Origin of the sequence: Companilactobacillus nuruki (genome assembly GCF_002872255.1) — a bacterium.
In the GTDB taxonomy this organism is placed as follows: Bacteria; Bacillota; Bacilli; order Lactobacillales; family Lactobacillaceae; genus Companilactobacillus; species Companilactobacillus nuruki.
This window is the reverse complement of sequence record NZ_NIPR01000064.1, coordinates 1-20,681: the sequence shown is the minus strand read 5'-3', so window position 1 is coordinate 20,681 and position 20,681 is coordinate 1. Positions and strand designations below refer to the sequence as shown.

The window sequence follows — 20,681 nt, the reverse complement described above, 5'->3', positions numbered from 1 at the left end:
TCTACTAGGAGGAAGCAATGCAAAAGTTTTTTTCAAATAAAAAATTGATTATTTTAATGATACTGATTATCGTTACTTTTGGTCTTTTGGCGGTAACTGTTAATATTCGTGATAAGAAGAGCACACCACCAGTAGTTCAACAAGTTGGTAATGATGTTGTTAGCGTGGTGGGAGGAGTTTTTGCGTATCCAACCAATGCCATTAAAAATGCTACCTCAGAATTTTCTGACTTATATAATACTTACTCTGAGAATAAACGTCTCAAGTCAAGAATTGGCGAATTAGCGCAAAATCAGGCTAAATTAGAAGTAGTTCAAGAAGAGAATAAAAAATTAAAACAAGAATTAAAACTAAATGGTACTTTGACTGATTACTCAACAACCAATGCTTCAGTATTGTCACGTTCACCAAGTAGTTGGCAGAGTTATTTAACAATTAATCGTGGGCAAACCAGTGGCATTAAAAAGAATATGCCAGTAATGTCTGGAAAGGGATTGATTGGTAGAATTGTTGAAGTCAATAAGATGAGTTCTAAAGTTGAGCTTATTTCAACTAATAATGAGTTAAATGATAAATTTGCTGCAGAAATTCTTGGGACAGACAATAAGAGTGTTACCGGGGTAGTTAGCCGTTATGATAGTTCAACCGGTGATTTAGTTATGGAAAATGTCAATTCTACTAAAAATATCAAAAAAGGCCAAAGCGTTATTACATCAGGTTTAGGTGGATTAACACCTCGAGGATTGTACATTGGTAAGGTTTATGGAATTAAGAAGGATAATTATGGGATGACAAATTCAGTCTATATTACCCCAGCTGCCGAATTACGTAACTTTACAGTTGTGACGGTTATTAAGTCATCTGTTAGTGGTGAAAATTAATGAATATAAAAGCACAAAAAATCTTTGGTCAAGTATTATTCATTTTGTTAGCATTTTACCTTGATGGTTTAATGAAATGGGCCTTTTTGAATAATATGAATCATGGTGTAGTATCGATTTTACCGCAGCTTATGTTGATGGTTATTGTCATGCTAACTATGAGGATTGATGATCGTAGACAATTAATTATCTATGGAATAGTTTTTGGAGTTCTGTATGATTCTTATTACTATGGGATTATTGGTTTATATACAATATTGTTGCCATTGATGATGGTGGGAATTGATCATTTTAAATTCTTGTTAGTAAAAAATAATATGGGTTACGAATTATCAATTTATTTCTTGTCATTAACATTCTTACAATCAGGAATTTATCTGCTGGAAAGATTATTGCAACAAACAAATACGGACGTTTTAGATTTCATCACTTATACCTTAGGACCAACCTTGCTATGGAATGTGGTTGTTTTATTCATTCTATATATTCCCCTAGCAAATATATCCGAATGGTTGGTGAAATATCGGAGGGATAATAAATGAGTGACATCATTTTAAAGGGTGATAAAAATGGCTATTCTGTTATTGTCGATGTGTTAGCCAATTATGATCAGGCGTTTAAGGAATTAAAAACATTGATTATGCAACAAAATGTCAAATCATCTAGTGAAACTGATGATGTCATAAAATTTACCGTGAAAACGGGTAATCGTTTATTAAATAAACATCAAAAAGATGAATTAATAAATTTTTTTGATAAATTTCCACAATTAGAATTGCAAGATATTGAATCTAATGTTGAAGATAAAGCAACGGTCAATGAAATATTAGATAAAAATAGAACTAATGTTGAATCAGGAATTGTTCGTAGTGGTCAAAAATTAGATTATAAAGGCGATTTGATTTTTCTCGGAACTTTACATCAAGGAGCACAGATTTGTGCCACGGGTTCAGTTTATATTTTGGGAGAGGTTAATGGCATTGTTCAGGCTGGTTATCCAGATAATACCAATGCTGCTATTTTTGGTAATTTAAAGAATATTGATCAACTGAGAATTGCAGACGTTATTGAAATAGTTACTGATGATAATCAAACTGATTTTCAGAATGGTAAGTTTGCCTTTGTTGATGATTTACATTCAATTAGTGTTGACGATTTAACGAATTATAAAAATAGATTGATAGATTTGAAAAAAAGGACAGGTTAACTATGGGGATATCAATAGTTGTGACTTCCGGAAAAGGTGGAGTCGGAAAAACTACTACTACTGCAAATGTTAGTACTGTCTTGGCGAGCCTTGGCAAAAAGGTTTGTATGGTCGATTTGGATATTGGCTTACGTAATTTGGATGCGGTAATGGGGCTTACTAATAGAATAGTTTACGATATTGTTGATGTGGCTCAACATCGAGTAGTAGTTTCTCAAGCCTTGGTCAGAGATCCACGCTTTGAGGATAAACTTTATTTATTAGCGGCTTCACAATTTGCTGATAAGTATGTCTTAGATAAAGAATCAGTGGGTAGAATCATTGAAGAGTTAAAGCAACGATTTGATTTCGTGATGATTGACTGTCCGGCCGGAATAGAATATGGTTTTCAAAATGCAGTTTCAATTGCTGATGGAGCTCTGGTTGTTATTAATCCCGAGGTTGCTTCTATAAGTGATGCAGATCGAGTAGTTGGTATTCTTGAAAACATGAATATGCCTATTACTCCACATTTAATTATTAATCGTATTCGTAGAAATATGGTCAATGATGGAACTTCGATGAAAATTGATAATATTGTTAATCATTTGGGAATTCCGTTGTTAGGGATCGTAGTTGATGAAGATAAGGTAATTACGGCATCTAATACTGGTAGAACAGTTGTTTTGGATGAAACAAGCGATGCTGGTCATAGTTATCGCAATATTGCTAAACGAATGCTCGGCGAGAATATTCCACTAGATTTATCAGATCATACAAAAAAAGCCGGATTTTGGGGCAGAGTATTTGGAAGAAAATAACTGCTATGGTACAATTCTTCTATAATTAAATAAGTCAACACAGGGGGAGCCATTCGGCTGAGAGTGAACGTAGTTCAGACCCTTTAAACCTGTTATGTTAATACATGCGTAGGGATAGTGTTGTTCAAGCAAAAGCTCGAACTCTCTTGTGATGACTAAATCAGAAGGGAGTTTTTTTGTGACTAATGTAGGGAAAAATAGTGAATTAATTGTTATCACCGAGGGGGCATTGATTACCGCTTTGGCGTTAGCTTTGTCGTTTGTTCCGCATACGACAGGGGTTTCAGCAGTAGAATTCAGTTATGGATTGATACCAATGGCAATATTTGCTTTGCGTAGAGGAGTCAAGGCTGGTCTTATGGCTGGTTTAGTATGGGGGATTTTGGACTTAGTATTATTTGGTTTCAGTAAAGGCGGATTCTTGAATCCCCTACAAGGATTTGTTGAGTATCCTTTAGCATTTGGAGCAGTTGGTTTAATCGGCCTAGGTAGTAATCAAGTTAAAGAGAGTCTGGAACATGGCAAAAATGCTATTGGTTTGATTTTGTTCTATTCATCAATAGGATTTTTTGCTAAGTATTTCTTCCATTTTATAGCTGGTGGTATCTATTGGGGATTGTATGCCCCTAAGAATATGAATCCCTGGGTATATTCATTGGTGATCAATGGTGGAAGTTTTGTTGCTAATATGATTATGTTATTAATTTTAGTAGTAGTTTTGAATCGAGTATTTAGACGGTTAATTCTTTCTAAGAATTAAAATTTGAAATAAAATCATATGAAAAAGCTCCGAGTTAGTAACCTTTAAAGTTACTGACTCGGAGCTTTTTTGTGCGGAACAATTAATTGTTCCAAATTTTTCATTTTTTAATAGATTAAATGAAACTCATAACGGCACCTAAAATTACACCGCCGATGGTTACTAATATCATAAGCCAAACAACGATTTGTGTAATTTTAGTTAATGTGCTTTTAGGTTTTTTATCGTCCAAAAATTCCACCACCCGATTCTATATATTGAAATGGTACGTCAAAGGGGTGATTTATGCAAACTTTGATGTGATTTTTACTAATTTAGGAAGCTCCACCACCGCTAGAAGCATATAGTTAGTAACTGCTTTCACATTTATTGTTCAATTGTATAATAACAAGTGGTTAAAAGTGGGGAATTGTGGTAAATTAGAAAGTGTTAATAAAGAATCGAGGTGAGCCGTCCATGTTTATGGGTGAATTTCATCACACACTTGACACTAAGGGCAGGATTATTGTTCCTGCAAAATTTAGAAAGTTGCTTGGTGAAAGCTTTGTAGTTACTCGAGGCATGGATGGTTGCCTTTTTGGATATCCATTAGATCAATGGAATAAGTTAGAGGCGCAATTAGATAAACTGCCTTTAACCAAAAAAGATGCACGAGCATTTACCAGATTCTTTTATTCTGCTGCTGCAGAAGTAGAGTTTGACAAGCAGGGAAGAATTAATCTTTCCTCGTCACTTGTTAGCTTTGCAAAATTAACTAAAAATTGTGTAATCGTTGGTGTCTCTGATCGGATAGAAATATGGGATGAACAACGCTGGAATGAATTTAGCCAAGAGGCTGAAGATAATTTTGAAGAAATATCGGAGAAAATGACAGACTTTGACTTCTAATGTATATAAACATAAGACCGTACTTTTAAAAGAAACTATTGATGAGGTAAATCCACGTGATAATAAAATTTATGTAGACGCTACCTTTGGACGTGGGGGACATACTAAAGAGTTGTTGAGTCGCGTTCATAATAGTCATCTTTATGTATTCGATCGAGATGAAGCCGCTATTGAGGTCGGTGAGAGTATTCAAAATAATGCTGAGGTAATTGGCGATAATTCTCTAACATTAATACGTGATAATTTTGAAAATATGCAAAAACGTTTAAATGATCTAGGTGTGGATAAGGTTGATGGCATTGTCTATGATCTTGGCGTCTCTTCTCCACAATTTGATGATGCACAGAGGGGTTTCAGTTATAAGAAACAAGCTCGTTTAGATATGCGGATGGATCAAAGACAGGATTTGGATGCGGAAAAAATAGTAAATGATTGGTCATATAATGATTTGGTAAGTATTTTTTATAAATATAGTGATGAAAAATTTGCCAAACAAATAGCGCGTGCTATTGAAAGAACCAGAAATGATCATCGAATTACGTCAACATTGGAATTGGCAGATATTATTAAAAATGCTATTCCAGCCGCAGCCAGACGTACTGGTGGTCATCCAGCTAAAAGAGTTTTTCAAGCAATTAGAATTGCCGTTAATGATGAGTTGGGTTCATTGGAGAGATCTCTTGAACAGGCTATTGATTTGTTAGCTCCCCAAGGCAGAATAAGCGTTATAACTTTTCAATCAAAAGAAGACCGAATTGTTAAGCATATTTTTAAAAACAATTCACATGTTGATTTACCAAGAGGATTACCTGTTATTCCAGATAATATAAAACCAGTTTTAAAACAGATAACTAGGAAACCTATATTGCCAAATGAAGAAGAATTATCAGAGAATAATCGGGCGCATAGTGCAAAATTACGTGTTGTTGAAAAGATATAATGGAGAATTGATATGAGAGAAGAAAATACTGCAAGAAATCTACAAGACTATCAAGAAGCTCAACCTGAACAAAAAGTTCAAGTAGCTCCTAAAACAAGCAGCGTAGCTCTGTCTAAGTTTGAGACTTTTTCAATTGTTGGTCTCGCACTTTTGACGTTGGCATTGATGGTTACTTTAGTAAGCATTAAAGTATCCATGACATCTTCTCAAAATAAGTTAGACAGTCTCACAACACAAATATCTAAAACTAATACAAGTAATGTAAATTTAAGACAAGAGATTTCTGAGTTAACTAGTTTTGACCGTTTTTCTTCTTTTGCAAAAAAGCATAATTTGAAAATGAGTGACAACAATGTAAGGAATATTTCAAAATGAGTAAGTTCAGAAAATTATTTAAAAATAAGGCAAGACGCAATCATTATATTGTTGGTATAGCAATTTTGATTGTGACTGCCTTCTTTTTTATCCTTTTTATCCAAAGATTCGCCTATATTTCAACAAGTAAGCAATATGATGGTGTCAACTTAGTTCAAAAAACAAAACAGAAATATGAGCACGTTGCAAAAGTAAATGCTAAACGTGGGGACATCTTGGATGTTGACGGTGATATGATAGCCGGAGATGCCACTATCTACAATATTTACGCGATTGTCAATAAAAAATCCAAGACTACAACCGGAAAAGCTGATTATATTGTTGATAAAGAAAAAACTGCTCGGATTTTAAGTAAATATTTACCTCTTTCACAAAAAGAAATTCGTAAATATCTCACCCCTAAGAGCAAGGGGCAGTATCAGGTAGAATTCGGACAAGCAGGTCGAGGATTGTCGATCGAAATAAAACGTAAGATTGCTAAGCAGAATCTACCTGGAATTCATTTTATGGAATTGCCATCACGTGCTTATCCTAATGGTGTATTTGCCACTAATTTAGTTGGAATAACTAAAGCTGATGATGCTAATGATGAAAATAGTAATATTAGTGGTGTTATGGGAATTGAAAAATATTTCAATAAAGTATTGGCCGGACGAAATGGAAAAAAGGTTACAAAAATAGATAACAGTGGTAATGAATTACCTGGTTCACAAGTGATTGAAAAAAGTTCGGCTGATGGATCTAATATTTATTTAACTTTAAATAGTAAGATTCAACAATATGCTGAAATTTTGGCTCAAAATGTTGATGAGAAATATGCCCCTAAAAATTTACAAGTTCTTGTTATGAATGCCAAGACTGGAGAAATTGAGGCTGCTACTCAACGTCCAACTTTTAATCCGACAACGGGTAAAGGCTTGAGTGATAGTTGGCGAGATACATTGGTAGAGGATCAGTTCGAACCTGGTTCAGTTATGAAGATTCTGACTTTGTCCGCTTCAATTGATTCAGGTAACTATAATCCGGATGAGCTTTATAAGTCTGGTACTGTTGAGGTTGGCGGCAGAACAATTGGCGATTGGAACACAGCTGGTTGGGGATACATTCCTTTATCAGAAGCATTTACGAGATCATCTAATGTCGGAATGGTCAAATTGGAAGAGCAGATGGGTTCCAAGACCTGGATGAAATATATGAAAAAGTTTAATATTGGTGAAAAAACCGGTATTGAATTGCCAGGTGAAGTGGCTGGTGGAATTTCTTATGAGCATGCTAGTGATCAAGCTATGACCTCATTTGGACAGAGTGTAAATGTTAATACCATTCAAATGTTACAGGCATTTTCGGCTATTGCTAATGGCGGTAAGATGATCAAACCCCAAATCATTAAAAAAGTGGTCGATCCTAATACCGGCAAAACAACCAAGTCTTTTAAAAGGCAAGTTGTTAGTCAACCTATAAAAGCAAGTACAGCTAAACAGGTTCAAAAGGCTATGCGCCAAGTTGTCACTAAGAGCTATGGTACAGGTTTGGTTTATAACGTCCCTGGCGTTAAGGTCGGAGTTAAAACCGGTACAGCTCAAATTGCCTCTCCAGAAGGTGGATATTTAACAGGTTCAAATAATTATATCTTTTCCGTTGCAGGTATGGTTCCTTATAATGATCCGAATTATATAGTGTATATTACAATGAGACAACCTCAAAAAATGACTGAGGCTCCAGAAAAAATTCTTTCTGAAGTTTTCAATCCGTTGGTCAAAAGATTAGTTAATCAGGGTAAGTCTCCGACTGATTCAGTTGAGGCAGGCAGTCAGTATGTCAATATTCCTAGTTTACTTGATAAATCTACTAATGATGCTCTTAGCGAGATTAAGGATATGAAGTTACAATCAGGTGTGATTGGAACTGGTAATAAGGTAGTTCAACAATTGCCAGCCAGTGGTGAAAAAGTTATGCCTGGACAAAGAATTGTTTTCTTAACTAATGGTGCCATGACAATGCCAGATCTCTCGGGTTGGTCAAAAAACGATGTTTTAAAATTTGCTGAAATTACTGGTAAAAAAGTTACCACAAAAGGTGAAGGATATGTCGTTAAACAATCGGTCAAGGCTGGTCAGGTGATAAACGGGAGTGGTAAAATTATAGTTACATTGAAAAATAAATAATTGAGGGGATTTTCATGGAATTTAGTCATATTATTTTCGACATGGTAAGTTCATTTGCTATTGTCGCTATATTGATGCCGTTTTTAATTGGATATTTAGTAGCACATAAAGAAGGACAATCGATTCGTGAAGAAGGTCCAAAGTGGCATGAAAAAAAATCTGGGACACCGACAATGGGTGGCTTACTGATAATATTTGCAACATTAGTTACTGATATTTGGGTAGGACTTTGGCAAGGTCAGTTAAATCGGTCTTTATTGATTACGACTTTTGTTATCGTGTTGTATGGATGTATTGGTTTTATTGATGATTTTATCAAAGTATTTAAGAAAAGAAATTTGGGATTGCGCGCATGGCAAAAAGCTTCGTTGCAGGTTATAGTTGGGATTATTTTTCTATATGTTTATAACGATGATCAATTACCAATGAATTTCACTATTCCTGGGATCCTATCGATTAATTCAGCTGTTATTTTCATTTTATTTACAATTTTTTGGCTTGTAGGATTTTCCAATGCCACGAATTTAACTGATGGTTTGGATGGGTTATTAGGTGGTTTAGGTGCTATTTCTTATGCCACGTATGGAATAATTTCTTTAAATCAAAACCGAATTGATTTAGCAATTGTTTGCTTCTCAGTTGTTGGTGCTTTGTTAGCTTTCTTAATGTTTAATCACAAACCTGCTAAAATTTTTATGGGTGATGTTGGTTCATTGGCATTAGGTGCAGGGTTAGCTGCTATTTCAATTTTGTTAGGACGTTATTGGTCATTACTATTAATAGGATTAGTTTATGTAATAGAGACCGCTAGTGTTATGTTGCAGGTCTTCTCATTTAAGGTATTCCATCGTCGTATATTCAAAATGACACCAATTCATCATCATTTTGAAATGCTAGGTTGGACTGAGTGGAAAATTGACATTGTTTTTTGGATCGTTGGTGCGATATGTTCAGCAATTTATTTAATTTTATTCGTATAGGAAGTAAGAAATAGCAATGAAAACAGAAAGTAATTATTCAAATAAAAAATTCTTAGTATTAGGTTTAGCCAAAAGTGGATTTGCAGTAGCAAATTTATTGAAGAAAATGGGTTCAGACGTTACAGTCGTTGATTCTAATCCGTTGGAAAAAAATACGGAAGCACAGGAATTAATTGATGCTGGTTTTAAAGTTATTACTGGAAGTAATGATGCCAGTTTAATTGATGAATCATTTGATTATCTAGTAAAAAATCCAGGAATAAATTATTCTAATGAGTTAGTTCAACAGGCTCAAAATTTAAATATTCCAGTAATTACTGAACCAGAGATTGCTTATAGTATGTCTGATGCGACTATGATTGCTGTTACTGGGACTAATGGTAAAACAACTGTGACAACCCTGATTCAATTGATGCTAAAGCATTCATCAGAGTTTAGAAACTCTTATTATGCTGGTAACATTGGTATTCCTATTTCAGATGTCATTCAAAAGGCTACAAAGGACGATGTGATTGTTACTGAATTGTCTAGTTTTCAATTACAAGGAACGATCGATCTTCATCCACATGTTGCTGTACTGAACAATATTTATTCAACTCATTTGGATTTTCATAAAACTCGTGAAAATTACATTAAGGCTAAAATGCATATTACTAAGAATCAAAATGCTGATGATTACTTTGTCGTTAATTGGAATACAGAAGAGTGGCGTAATCTTGCTAAACAATCTAAAGCACAAATCCTACCATTCTCAGATATCCAAGAGTTAAACCATGGTGCATTTGTTAAAGACGATATTATCTATTGCAATAATGAAGCTATTATGAATATTAAAGACATTCAAATACCTGGAGAGCACAACGTGCAAAATGCTTTGGCTGCCATCAATGTTGCCAAGCTATATGGTGTTAAAAATGAAGATATTATAGAGGTATTGTCGTCATTTAGAGGTGTAAAACATAGAATTCAATATGTAGATACTTTTGGTGGGCATAAATTTTATAATGATTCTAAGGCAACTAACGTTGAAGCAACAATAGTTGCTTTGACTGCTTTTGAATCACCAATTACTTTGATTGCAGGTGGTTTGGATCGTGGTAATGGTTTTGATGAATTAATTCCTTCTTTAAAAGGTAAAGTTAAAAATTTAGTAGTTTATGGACAGACAGCAGATAAAGTTATTAAGTCTGCCGAAAAAGCCAATGTAAGTAATATTGTTAAAGTCGAAAATTTGACACAAGCGGTTCCAGAAGCTTATAAACAAAGTGATAATGGCGATGTAATTTTATTGTCGCCAGCAGCGGCTAGTTGGGATCAATTCCATACCTTTGAAGAACGTGGAGACCAATTCATTCAAGAGGTTGAAACTTTAAAGGGAGAAGTAAAATAGATGACGAAAATGCGCATAATTGTCTCTGGTGGTGGTACTGGTGGACATATATACCCAGCAATGGCCTTGATTAAACGTTTGAAAGAACGGGATATGATTGAGGATGTTTTATACGTCGGCACGGAAAAAGGCTTGGAAAACAAAATTGTTAAGAAAGCCGGATTGAATTTTAAGACAATTGAAATTCAAGGGTTTAAACGTAGTTTGTCGATGAAAAATTTAAAAACAGTGCAATTATTTGTTTCAAGTATTGGCAAATCTAAAAAGATCATTAAGGAATTCAAGCCTGATATAGTGGTGGGGACAGGTGGTTATGTTTCTAGTGCAATCGTCTATGCTGCCCATGCATTACATATTCCTACGGTTATTCATGAACAAAATACAATTGCAGGTGTAACTAATAAGTTTTTGGCCCATTTTGTTGATAAAATTGCGATTGCTTTTACGGAAGCAACTGATCAATTTAGTGAGAAGAAGAAAATCGTTTTTACTGGTAATCCACGTGCTCAAGAAGTTGTTAATATTCAAAAAAATGATCGTTTAAAAGAATTTAATTTGTCAGCTGATAAAGATACTGTAATGATATTTGGTGGTTCAAGAGGTGCTAAGCCAATTAATCAAGCTACTATCGAGACAATGAAAAAATTTGTTGATGAAGATTATCAAATTTTGTTTGTTACAGGACGGGTACATTATGACAATGTTGTTAAATTAATTGATTCTAAGTACCTAAATAGTGCAAATATTTCGGTATTACCATATATTGATAATATGCCAGAAATTTTGCCTGACATTAAATTGATTGTGGGGCGGAGCGGTGCGACAAGTATTGCTGAAATCACAGCTTTAGGAATTCCAGCGATCTTTGTTCCCAGTCCTTATGTTACTCATGATCATCAAACTAAAAATGCTATGTCTGTATCAAAGGTCGGTGCAGCGAAGACCATTCCTGAGTCTGAGTTAACTCCTGAACTGTTATTTAACGAAATCAATGAGATTATGAGTGATTCACAATTACAAAAGGATATGTCAGAGAAATCTAAAAAGATTGGTGTTCCCGATGCAGCTGATCGTTTGATAAAGGTTTTAACCGACTTAGTAAATAAGTAGTGTATGAGGATTGATAGTGTTGAAAAAGAAAAGAATTAGGATAAGTAAAAATAGTCTGATTTTTATAATAGTTTTTGTCATAGTATTAATTGCTTATTTTGGTTCATCTTTAAGTAAAGTCAGAAATATCGATGTTAAAGGCGTTAATGACTTAGGTGCACAACAAGTTATTGATGCTACTAAAATTGATGATAACTCGACTTTATTAAATATTTTGATACATCATAAATCCATTTCAAAAAAAACTGAACGAGCTTTGCCATCTATTAAGTCGATTTCTTTTCGGACACGCAATCTTCGAGATTTAACGATCGATGTAAAGGAACATCCGACCCTGGGATTTATCTATAAAAATGGTGAGTATTATCGGATTATTAATGGCGGACAAGTAATTGATAAAAAAATGAGTTCTCCAATTGGTAATTATCCAATTTATAGTAATTTTGGAGCTAAGAGATTGAAAAAAATGTCTAATATTTATGCGGAACTGCCAAGTAATGTTAAGACAAATGTTTCAGAAATTTACAATTCGCCAACTAAATTAAACCCATATCGGATTAAAATTGATATGAATGATGGTAACAAAGTGATTGCTGATATGAGAACAGTCAAGTCTAAGTTGAAATATTATCCAGGTATGGCTGCTCAAATGAAGAAAAAGGGTACTATAGATTTAGAGATTGGAGCCTATTCTTATCCCTTTAAAGACAAGAAATAGGTTTAATATAATCAGTTTTGTGTTAAAATTTTTTAATGAATAGATTATTTTTCTAGGTAAGGGAGGCTGCCACGATTAATGGATAATTCTGAGTTTTTTGTAGGTCTTGATATTGGTACAAATTCAATCAAAGTAGTGGTTGCTGAATCGTCGGATGATAGATTAAGTATTGTTGGCGTTGGAAGCGAGCGCTCAGAAGGAGTAAGCCGTGGCGTTATAGTCGATATAGATAAGGCTGCAGGCGCTATTAAACGGGCAATCAAGAAGGCCGAAACACAAGCAAATATTTCAATTCGTGACGTTGTGGTCGGAATTTCGGCAAATATGTTACAAATTGAAAAATGTCAAGGTATGATTGCGGTTGGATCACAATCGAAAGAAATTAATGAAAATGATGTAAGACAGGTCATGCTGGCCGCTATGGTTCAAAACTTACCTAGTGAACGGGAGGTAGTATCTTTACTACCTAAACAATTTTCTGTCGATGGATTCACTAATATTCGTGATCCACGTGGAATGATAGGTGTACGTTTGGAAATGTCAGGAATCATTTATACTGCACCTAAGACAATAGTGCATAACACAAAGAAAGCCATTCAAAAGGCTGGACTTAATATTATACATAAAGTAATTTCTCCAATGGCATTGAGTCAAGTTGTTTTAGATGACGGTGAAAGTGATTTCGGTGCCATAATTATTGATATGGGTGCAGGTCAAACGACGGCATCTGTTGTGCATGATCATAATCTTAAATTATCTACAGTAGATTTTGAGGGTGGCGATTATGTTACTCATGATATCTCAGTCGTACTAAATACGACGGTAGAGAATGCTAATCAATTAAAATTATATTATGGGAACGCTTCTTCTGAAAAAGCTGAAACTGATGAGAATATTAGCGTTGAAGTTGTTGGTGAGAATGAGCCAACAATGATTTCAGAAGAATATTTATCTGAGATTATTGAAGCTAGACTTAATCAAATATTTACTAGATTACAAGCACCACTTGAAGATGCAGGAGCTCTATCACTACCAGGAGGAATTGTTTTAACTGGTGGGGTAGCTGCAACTCCAAATGTTGAAGATTTAGCTAGAAAGATTTTTGATGTTAAGGTCAGAAGCTATGTTCCAACTCAAATGGGTATGCGTTATCCATCATATTCATTAGGATTGGGATTAGTTACTTATGCTTCAAGATTGAATGACATTGGAGTGATTGCTGATAATGTCGTTAATGGGGCAACTGTGGATCAAAATAGCGGGAATAACGTTAAACCACAACCTCAAGTAACACCTGAACCACAAGTTCAACAAGTGGAACCAACCACACCAACTCAAGAAGATCAAACAAATGAAGAAGAGACTACTGAACCTGAAAAGGGTAAAAAAATGTCAAAATTCAAAGATTTTTGGAGTAGGTTTTTCGATTAAAAAATAAATAAAATTAGATTTAATAGGAGGAACTCCTTAATGGAATATACTTTAGACTCAACCCAAAATAAAGGAGCGGTAATCAAAGTCATTGGCGTTGGTGGCGCTGGTGGAAATGCCGTTAATCGCATGGTAGAAGCTGGAATCAGTGGTGTGCAGTTTATTACTGCTAATACTGATGTTCAAGCACTAGAAAATTCAAATGCCGAAACGAAAATTCAATTAGGACCTAAATTGACACGTGGTTTAGGTGCTGGTTCAAATCCTGAGGTTGGACAAAAAGCTGCTCAAGAAAGTGAAGAAGCCATTAAAGAGGCCCTTGAAGGCGCAGATATGATTTTCGTAACTGCAGGAATGGGTGGCGGTACTGGTACAGGTGCTGCACCTATTGTTGCTAATATCGCTAAGGAAAGTGGAGCTTTAACTGTCGGTGTTGTAACCCGTCCGTTTGCTTTTGAAGGTGCAAAGCGTTCTCGTTTTGCTGCGGATGGAATTACCGAATTAAAGAAAGATGTTGATACCTTAGTTTTAATTTCTAATAGTAAGTTATTGGAAATTGTTGATAAGAAGACACCAATGAGTGAAGCCTTTAGTATTGCTGATGATGTTTTGCGTCAAGGTGTTCAAAGTATTTCAGATCTTATTACATCGCCTGGTTTTGTTAACTTGGATTTTGCTGATGTTAAGACTGTTATGTCAGATCAAGGTTCCGCTCTAATGGGTATTGGCCAAGCTAATGGTGAAAATAGAATTACTGAAGCCACAAAGAAAGCTATTAATTCACCATTGCTCGAAGTTTCAATTGATGGTGCTAAACAAGTTCTTCTTAATATTACTGGTGGCCCAGACTTATCATTGTTTGAAGCACAAGATGCAGCGCAGATTGTTTCAGAACAGGCTACCTCAGATGTTAATATCATCTTCGGTACATCTATCGATGACACGCTTGGTGATCAAGTTAAGGTTACAGTTATTGCGACAGGCGTTGAAAGTGAAGATAAGAAGAGAGAACCTTCAAGACGTCCATTGAATAATCCACGTGCTACACTAGATAATAATAAAAATAAGACTGATGATAATACACAGCAAAAAGCTGCAGAACCATCGGCTAGTGATCCATTGGCAGACTGGGATATCAATCGTGAGGCATCTAAGTCAAAGAATGTTTCTGGTGAAAAAGGTGAGTTTGATATTTATAAGAAACCCGAAACAATTGATTTAAGTGATGACGATGATGATTCTACTCCTCCAATTTTTAAACGTCGTAATAATAAATAAAAGGAGATTTTCTTATGGCATTTGAAAAATTAGGAAGTTTTTTTGGTATTAATGACGATGACGATTTTGAAGAAAAAGATGTCACAACTAAAACTGAACAACCTAAAACAAATTATTCAAATAATGAAAAGGTAGTATCAATGAGTACAGCTAGTGATAGAACTAAAGCAAATAGTAAGATTGCTATTTATCAACCAAGGGTTTATTCAGATGCAAAAGTTATTGCTAAGCAACTCTTGAATAACAAAGCTGTAATCGTTAATTTTAATAATGTCAATGATGATCAATCTAAGAGAATCGTGGACTTTTTGACGGGTACTATCTATGCTTTGAATGGTGAAATCAAACGTGTTGGAGAAAAGATCTTTCTTTGCACACCACCAAAGTTTGAAATTGATGGAAGCATACCAGATATAAACGAATAAAGTCGAGGAAAGATATGAATCAAATTTTAAGTGGATTACCATTTGTGATCAGTACGGCTTTTAATGTATATGAGTTCATTTTGTTTGTTTTTTGTCTCATGTCCTTCGTGCCAAGTCTGTATAATAATCCGATTGGAAGATTTGTTGTCGCAATGGTTGATCCGTTCTTAAATCTCATTCGAAGGGTAATTCCTACTACGATTGGGATGCTTGATTTTTCTCCAATAATTGCCATAATAATACTTCAATTATTGGAAAGAGTGGTATTTTTAATAATCTAATTATGGATGATAAAAAGACGATTATCGGTGGAGGTTTTTTCCGTCCAGAGGAAAAAGTATTCATTGATAAAATAAGCGATATTTTACTAAAAGCACAATCGATGTATACTCCACAGGCGACTGATTTTTTGAATCTGCGTGAACAAACAATTCTAAATAACTTGATCAATAAATATGATGATCTGTATGTTCACTATTTTGGTGGTTACAATAATGCAGAAAGGGTCAGGGGAATTATTGCTCCTGACTATTTTGTGCCAAAAGAATCTGATTATGATATAGCAATGTATGAAATTCGATATCCAGAAAAATTTGCTAATTTACATCATGGGCAGATCTTGGGTTCTTTAACAGGATCAGGTATTGAACGTGATCGTTTTGGAGATATTATAACTGATGGTGAGAGCTGGCAATTCTTCGTATTTGATTCAATGAGTGAATATGTTGAAGGCCAAGTTAAAAAAATTGGACCTTATAAAATTCATTTGATGAAAAAGGATTTTAAGGATTTACTTTTACCTAAAGATGAATCAACTGATGAAACAATCAGTGTTCAATCATTACGATTGGATACGATTATTGCTGATGTCTATGATCTATCTCGACAAAATGCAAAGGCACTTGTGGATCACGGTAAAGTTCAAATTAACTGGGTTGTAAATAAAAATGCTAGTTCATTTATTACAATTACTGATACGCTTAGTGTCAGAGGTTTTGGTCGAATTAGAATTAATGATATAATGGGCCGATCAAGAAATCAGAAGTATCTTCTTTCAGTTAATATCATTAAGAAATAATAGGGGCGTGACGTTATGGTATTATCACCAGTAGAAATACATGATAAAGAATTTGACAATAAATTTCGAGGCTATGACCGCGACCAAGTTGACAGCTTTTTAAAACAGGTAGCCCAGGATTATAATTTAGCATTGCAAAAAAGTGCACAATTAGAAAAAGAACTCAAGGATACATCAGAGCAGTTGAAATACTTTACTGATATGAAAGATGCCTTGAATCAATCAATCTTGGTTGCTCAAGAGGCTGCTGAAAAGGTTAAGAATGAATCTGAGCAAGAAGCTCAAATCATTGTTGAGGAGTCGCAGAAAAAGGCACGAGATTTATTGAATCAATCAACTGAAAAGTCTAATCAAATTTTGCAAGATGCATCGGATCGAGCTAGACAAGTTACGATTGAAACAGATAATCTGAAGCGGAGTGTAAATTCTTTCCGTAAAGGTTTACAAGGAATGTTAAAACAACAATTGGAAATGGTGGATAGTCCTGAGTGGTCCAAACTTAATGACAGTACATCTACTGATAAGCTTAAACAAGAAGTTGGCGATCAAACTGACGATATTCCATCAGCAAAGTATCAATCCAATTCACAAGATTATGAAAATAATCAAGATACAGTTTTCAATTCGGATCAAATGAACTATAATAACAATATTCAGGATGATCAGTCAGACGAATCGTATACGATTAATCATCAACAAAATGAACCTACGTTTAATTTTCAAGATGATGACAAGAATCCTAAAAATAATTAAGAGAACAAGTGCTCAAAGTAAAATCTTTTCAGCGAACTAGCGTATGGTGTGAGGCTAGTAAAGATTCCTCCAAGTATATCAACTCTTAAACAATTTATTTGAATTACCAATAGGTGGTATAACGAGAACTCGTCCTAGATTGGATGGGTTCTTTTTAATTTCAGAAAGGGTGAAAGAATGCGAGTAAAAGATACTTTAAATTTAGGTAAAACTAAATTTCCAATGCGTGGAAACTTGCCAAACAAGGAAGCGGAGTGGCAAAAGGCTTGGGAAGATAATAAACTTTATGAACAACGTCAAAAATTGAATGAGGGTAAACCAACTTTTGAACTTTTGGATGGACCTCCATTTGCTAATGGTGACATTCATATGGGACATGCTTTGAATAAAATTTCAAAGGATATTATTGTACGTTATAAATCAATGGATGGTTATCGTGCACCATATGTACCAGGCTGGGATACTCACGGTTTGCCGATCGAACAACAACTTGCTAAAAAAGGTGTCAAACGTAAGGAAATGAGTTTGTCAGACTATCGTAAGTTGTGTCTTGAGTTTGCTCAAGGTGAAATCAAGAAACAAATGGCTGGATTCAAGCGTCTAGGAATCTCTGCTGATTGGGATCATCCATATATTACATATCAACCTGAATTTGAAAAGGCTGAGGTTGAAGTTTTTGGTGAAATGGTTGATAAGGGTTATATCTATCGTGGTAAAAAACCCGTTTATTGGTCACCATCTTCAGAGTCAACATTGGCTGAAGCTGAAGTTGAATATAAGGATGTTAAATCACCATCAATTTTCGTTGCCTTTAAGGTTCGTGATGGTAAAGGATTAGTTGATTCTGATGCTTCATTTATTATTTGGACAACTACTCCTTGGACAATGCCTTCAAACATGGCCATCTGTGTAAATCCTAAATTTATCTATGCTGAAGTTAATGCTGATGGTAAGAAGTATGTTGTTGCTCAGGAAAGAATCTCATATGTTCAAGAACAATTAGGCTGGGAAAATGTTGAAATTTTGAAGACGTTCCAAGGTAAGGAGCTAGAAGGTGTTGAAGCAACACATCCGTTCTATGATCGTAAATCACCACTTATTCTTGGTAATCACGTTACTTTGGATGATGGTACTGGTTTGGTGCATACAGCTCCTGGTTTTGGTGCCGATGACTTTGTTGTTGGTATGAAGTATAAATTGCCTGTATTCTCACCAATTGATGCTCAAGGTAGATTTACTGACGAAGTGCCTGAATACGAAGGTGTTTTCTATGATGATGCCAATAAATTGATTGCTGATCGTATGAAGGAGAACGGTTCATTATTAAAACTAAGTTTCTTCACTCACAGTTATCCACACGATTGGCGTACTAAGAAACCAGTTATTTTCCGTGCTACACCTCAATGGTTTGCTTCAATTGATAAGTTTAGACAACAAATTTTAGATGAAATTGAAAAGATCGATTTTCTACCAGATTGGGGTAAAACTCGTCTTTATAATATGATTCGTGATCGTGGAGATTGGGTAATTTCAAGACAGCGTGCTTGGGGCGTTCCATTACCAATTTTTTATGCTGAAAATGGCGATCCAATTATGACTAAAGAAACAATTGATCATGTAGCCGATTTGTTTGGTAAGTATGGATCAAATGTTTGGGCCGAAAGGGATGCCAAGGATCTTCTACCTGAAGGATTCACTTATCCTGGTAGTCCAAATGGTAAATTTACTAAGGAAACTGATATCTTAGATGTTTGGTTTGACTCAGGAACAGTTCATTCTGGAGTTGCTAGAACACGCGATAATTTAGTATTTCCAGCCGATTTGATTCTCGAAGGTTCAGATCAGTATCGTGGTTGGTTTAATTCAATGTTAGTAACTTCAGTTGCAGCATATGGTGTTGCTCCTTATAAGGCAATTCTTTCACAAGGTTTCACTCTAGATAAGAATGGCGTTAAAATGAGTAAATCGCTTGGTAATGTTATTGCACCTGCTGATATTGAGAGACAATTTGGTGCTGAAATTATTCGTCTATGGGTCGCTTCAGTTGATTCCAGTTCTGATGTTTCAGTATCTGTTGACTCATTCAAACAGGTCTCAGAAACATATCGTAAGATCAGAAATACTATCAGATTTATGTTGGCAAACACTACCGATTTTGATCCTAAGACAAATGCAGTTGCTTATGCAGATCTTCGTCCAGAGGATAAGTATGTAACTGTTAAATTGAACGATCTTGTAAAATCAGTGTTAGCTGATTATGATAAATATGATTTTGCTGATGTAGCTAAGTCGGTTGTTAGCTTTATTGTCAATGAAATGTCAACATTCTATCTGGACTTTGCCAAAGATGTTGTCTATATTGATGCTGAAGATTCCCATGCTCGTCGCTCAATGCAAACAGTTATCTATGATGTAGTTGTTAAATTAGCTAAGTTATTGACACCAATTTTGCCACATACCATGGAACAAGTTTGGGAATATCTCAAAGAGCCTGAAGAATATGTTCAATTAGCAGAAATGCCTAAGGTTGAAGATTTAGCTGATGAAAATGAAATCAAAAATGATTGGTCGATTTTCATGGACTTTAGAGATGACGTTTTGAAGTCACTTGAGGTTGCTCGTGCTGACAAATTAATCGGTAAATCGCTTGAAGCAAAATTAACAGTTCAACCCAGTGCAGAATTAAAGGCTGTACTAGATAAAATTGATAGTAATTTTGGTCAATTATTGATTGTTTCACAGTTTGAATTGACTGATGAATCAATTGATGGTGATAAATATGAATTAGCTAATGTATTAGTTCAAAAGGCTGAGGGCGATGTTTGTCAAAGGTGTCGTATGACTAAGACTGATGTTGGCAGCGACACACATTATCCAACATTCTGTGCAAGATGTGCTAAAATTGTGACTGAGGAATACCCAGAAACAATGACAGATGGTTTTGATGAATAGGATGGGCGAATAATGTTCACTGGAAAAATTGTAAGATTTAATAAGGTTCGTGGATTTGGATTTATTAACAATGATGAAGATGATATATTCTTCTTTGCAGATTCAATTCTCAATCGTGATGAGTACTTCATTAAAGATGGATTACAAGTTACTTTTGAAATTGCTCCTGGCTATAAGGGTCCACAAGCCGTTAATGTAAGTATTAAAGATGAAGAAAAAGAAAATTAGTAATATATTTTTGTTTGAGGCTAGTTAACTGTTGTATGTTCTGTAATTAGAATGGTTTTAGCTGATTGAAATAATAGTCTGCATTGATTATCAATTATGTTCGAGAAAGAACATAGTTTGGTATCAATACAGACTATTTTTTTGTTTATGCCCTAGGCACCTTTTTGTAGTTGATTATATTTCTGGTAAAATGTAAGCACCTAATAACCGACCGTCTATGATTTAGGCGGAATTCGAATTATGATTATCTCATCAAACATATTGGTGAGGTATTTTTTTATGGAAAATCAACCTGAAATCGTGAAGGTCAATGTCCCTAAGG

Annotated in this window: 22 protein-coding genes and 1 riboswitch; of the genes, 21 read left to right on the top strand and 1 reads right to left on the bottom strand. The window is 34.9% G+C overall.

The features are described from left to right. Nucleotides 1-17 precede the first annotated feature (17 nt). The 5 genes from mreC to thiT all read left to right on the top strand — a co-directional run bounded on the left by mreC (nucleotide 18) and on the right by thiT (nucleotide 3,648). Entirely contained in the window at nucleotides 18-881 is an 864-nt protein-coding gene (gene mreC / locus CBP76_RS12500) for a rod shape-determining protein MreC (RefSeq protein WP_102197194.1), read from the top strand. Next, the gene (mreD, locus tag CBP76_RS12495) at nucleotides 881-1,423 is read left to right on the top strand and encodes a rod shape-determining protein MreD (protein ID WP_102197193.1); all 543 of its coding nucleotides are present in this window, start codon (nucleotides 881-883) and stop codon (nucleotides 1,421-1,423) included. The genes mreC and mreD overlap by 1 nt, the downstream gene beginning before the upstream one ends. After that, nucleotides 1,420-2,088 carry a septum site-determining protein MinC gene (locus CBP76_RS12490; RefSeq protein ID WP_102197192.1) on the top strand — a complete coding sequence of 223 codons (669 nt, stop codon included), beginning with the start codon at nucleotides 1,420-1,422 and terminating at the stop codon, nucleotides 2,086-2,088. The genes mreD and CBP76_RS12490 overlap by 4 nt, the downstream gene beginning before the upstream one ends. A 2-nt stretch (nucleotides 2,089-2,090) precedes the next feature. Further along, on the top strand, nucleotides 2,091-2,888 hold the full coding sequence (gene minD, locus CBP76_RS12485; protein WP_102197191.1) for a septum site-determining protein MinD: 798 nt from the start codon (nucleotides 2,091-2,093) through the stop codon (nucleotides 2,886-2,888). Nucleotides 2,889-2,920: 32 nt separating this feature from the next. Beyond that, nucleotides 2,921-3,021, top strand: a riboswitch (TPP riboswitch). A gap of 45 nt (nucleotides 3,022-3,066) precedes the next feature. Next, the gene (thiT, locus tag CBP76_RS12480; RefSeq protein WP_245865797.1) at nucleotides 3,067-3,648 is read left to right on the top strand and encodes an energy-coupled thiamine transporter ThiT; all 582 of its coding nucleotides are present in this window, start codon (nucleotides 3,067-3,069) and stop codon (nucleotides 3,646-3,648) included. 115 nt (nucleotides 3,649-3,763) lie between these two features. On the opposite strand, the gene CBP76_RS12475 is transcribed toward thiT, so the two are convergent. Beyond that, complete coding sequence (locus tag CBP76_RS12475; protein WP_425430310.1) at nucleotides 3,764-3,889, bottom strand: DUF4044 domain-containing protein; 126 nt, start codon at nucleotides 3,887-3,889, stop codon at nucleotides 3,764-3,766. A gap of 215 nt (nucleotides 3,890-4,104) precedes the next feature. Here CBP76_RS12475 and mraZ point away from each other — a divergent pair, with 215 nt between their 5' ends. The 16 genes from mraZ (at nucleotide 4,105) to CBP76_RS12395 (ending at nucleotide 20,359) form a co-directional block, all read left to right on the top strand. Then, the gene (gene mraZ, locus CBP76_RS12470; protein WP_102197188.1) at nucleotides 4,105-4,536 is read left to right on the top strand and encodes a division/cell wall cluster transcriptional repressor MraZ; all 432 of its coding nucleotides are present in this window, start codon (nucleotides 4,105-4,107) and stop codon (nucleotides 4,534-4,536) included. Beyond that, nucleotides 4,526-5,476 (top strand): 16S rRNA (cytosine(1402)-N(4))-methyltransferase RsmH, encoded by a 951-nt coding sequence (gene rsmH, locus CBP76_RS12465; protein WP_102197187.1) that lies wholly within the window; start codon nucleotides 4,526-4,528, stop codon nucleotides 5,474-5,476. Before mraZ ends, rsmH begins: the two co-directional genes overlap by 11 nt. Before the next feature lie 12 nt (nucleotides 5,477-5,488). Beyond that, nucleotides 5,489-5,851, top strand: a complete 363-nt coding sequence (gene ftsL / locus CBP76_RS12460) for a cell division protein FtsL (protein ID WP_102197186.1) — start codon at nucleotides 5,489-5,491, stop codon at nucleotides 5,849-5,851. Then, complete coding sequence (locus tag CBP76_RS12455) at nucleotides 5,848-8,016, top strand: penicillin-binding transpeptidase domain-containing protein (RefSeq protein WP_102197185.1); 2,169 nt, start codon at nucleotides 5,848-5,850, stop codon at nucleotides 8,014-8,016. Before ftsL ends, CBP76_RS12455 begins: the two co-directional genes overlap by 4 nt. 14 nt (nucleotides 8,017-8,030) lie before the next feature. Further along, entirely contained in the window at nucleotides 8,031-8,996 is a 966-nt protein-coding gene (gene mraY, locus CBP76_RS12450) for a phospho-N-acetylmuramoyl-pentapeptide-transferase (protein WP_102197184.1), read from the top strand. A gap of 16 nt (nucleotides 8,997-9,012) precedes the next feature. Continuing rightward, nucleotides 9,013-10,386 carry a UDP-N-acetylmuramoyl-L-alanine--D-glutamate ligase gene (murD, locus tag CBP76_RS12445; RefSeq protein ID WP_102197183.1) on the top strand — a complete coding sequence of 458 codons (1,374 nt, stop codon included), beginning with the start codon at nucleotides 9,013-9,015 and terminating at the stop codon, nucleotides 10,384-10,386. A gap of 9 nt (nucleotides 10,387-10,395) precedes the next feature. Next, on the top strand, nucleotides 10,396-11,496 hold the full coding sequence (gene murG, locus CBP76_RS12440; RefSeq protein WP_102197281.1) for an undecaprenyldiphospho-muramoylpentapeptide beta-N-acetylglucosaminyltransferase: 1,101 nt from the start codon (nucleotides 10,396-10,398) through the stop codon (nucleotides 11,494-11,496). A gap of 16 nt (nucleotides 11,497-11,512) precedes the next feature. Next, complete coding sequence (locus CBP76_RS12435) at nucleotides 11,513-12,214, top strand: cell division protein FtsQ/DivIB (RefSeq protein WP_166667277.1); 702 nt, start codon at nucleotides 11,513-11,515, stop codon at nucleotides 12,212-12,214. Between the two features lie 78 nt (nucleotides 12,215-12,292). After that, nucleotides 12,293-13,645, top strand: a complete 1,353-nt coding sequence (ftsA, locus tag CBP76_RS12430) for a cell division protein FtsA (protein WP_102197181.1) — start codon at nucleotides 12,293-12,295, stop codon at nucleotides 13,643-13,645. 39 nt (nucleotides 13,646-13,684) lie between these two features. Continuing rightward, nucleotides 13,685-14,923, top strand: a complete 1,239-nt coding sequence (gene ftsZ, locus CBP76_RS12425) for a cell division protein FtsZ (RefSeq protein ID WP_102197180.1) — start codon at nucleotides 13,685-13,687, stop codon at nucleotides 14,921-14,923. Between the two features lie 14 nt (nucleotides 14,924-14,937). Next, entirely contained in the window at nucleotides 14,938-15,348 is a 411-nt protein-coding gene (locus CBP76_RS12420; RefSeq protein WP_102197179.1) for a cell division protein SepF, read from the top strand. A gap of 14 nt (nucleotides 15,349-15,362) precedes the next feature. Further along, entirely contained in the window at nucleotides 15,363-15,629 is a 267-nt protein-coding gene (locus CBP76_RS12415; protein ID WP_102197178.1) for a YggT family protein, read from the top strand. Between the two features lie 2 nt (nucleotides 15,630-15,631). Further along, complete coding sequence (locus CBP76_RS12410; protein ID WP_102197177.1) at nucleotides 15,632-16,426, top strand: YlmH family RNA-binding protein; 795 nt, start codon at nucleotides 15,632-15,634, stop codon at nucleotides 16,424-16,426. 15 nt (nucleotides 16,427-16,441) lie between these two features. Continuing rightward, the gene (locus CBP76_RS12405; RefSeq protein ID WP_102197176.1) at nucleotides 16,442-17,179 is read left to right on the top strand and encodes a DivIVA domain-containing protein; all 738 of its coding nucleotides are present in this window, start codon (nucleotides 16,442-16,444) and stop codon (nucleotides 17,177-17,179) included. A gap of 177 nt (nucleotides 17,180-17,356) precedes the next feature. Then, entirely contained in the window at nucleotides 17,357-20,131 is a 2,775-nt protein-coding gene (ileS, locus tag CBP76_RS12400; protein WP_102197175.1) for an isoleucine--tRNA ligase, read from the top strand. A 12-nt stretch (nucleotides 20,132-20,143) separates the two neighbouring features. Continuing rightward, entirely contained in the window at nucleotides 20,144-20,359 is a 216-nt protein-coding gene (locus tag CBP76_RS12395) for a cold-shock protein (protein ID WP_102197174.1), read from the top strand. Nucleotides 20,360-20,681: the final 322 nt, after the last annotated feature.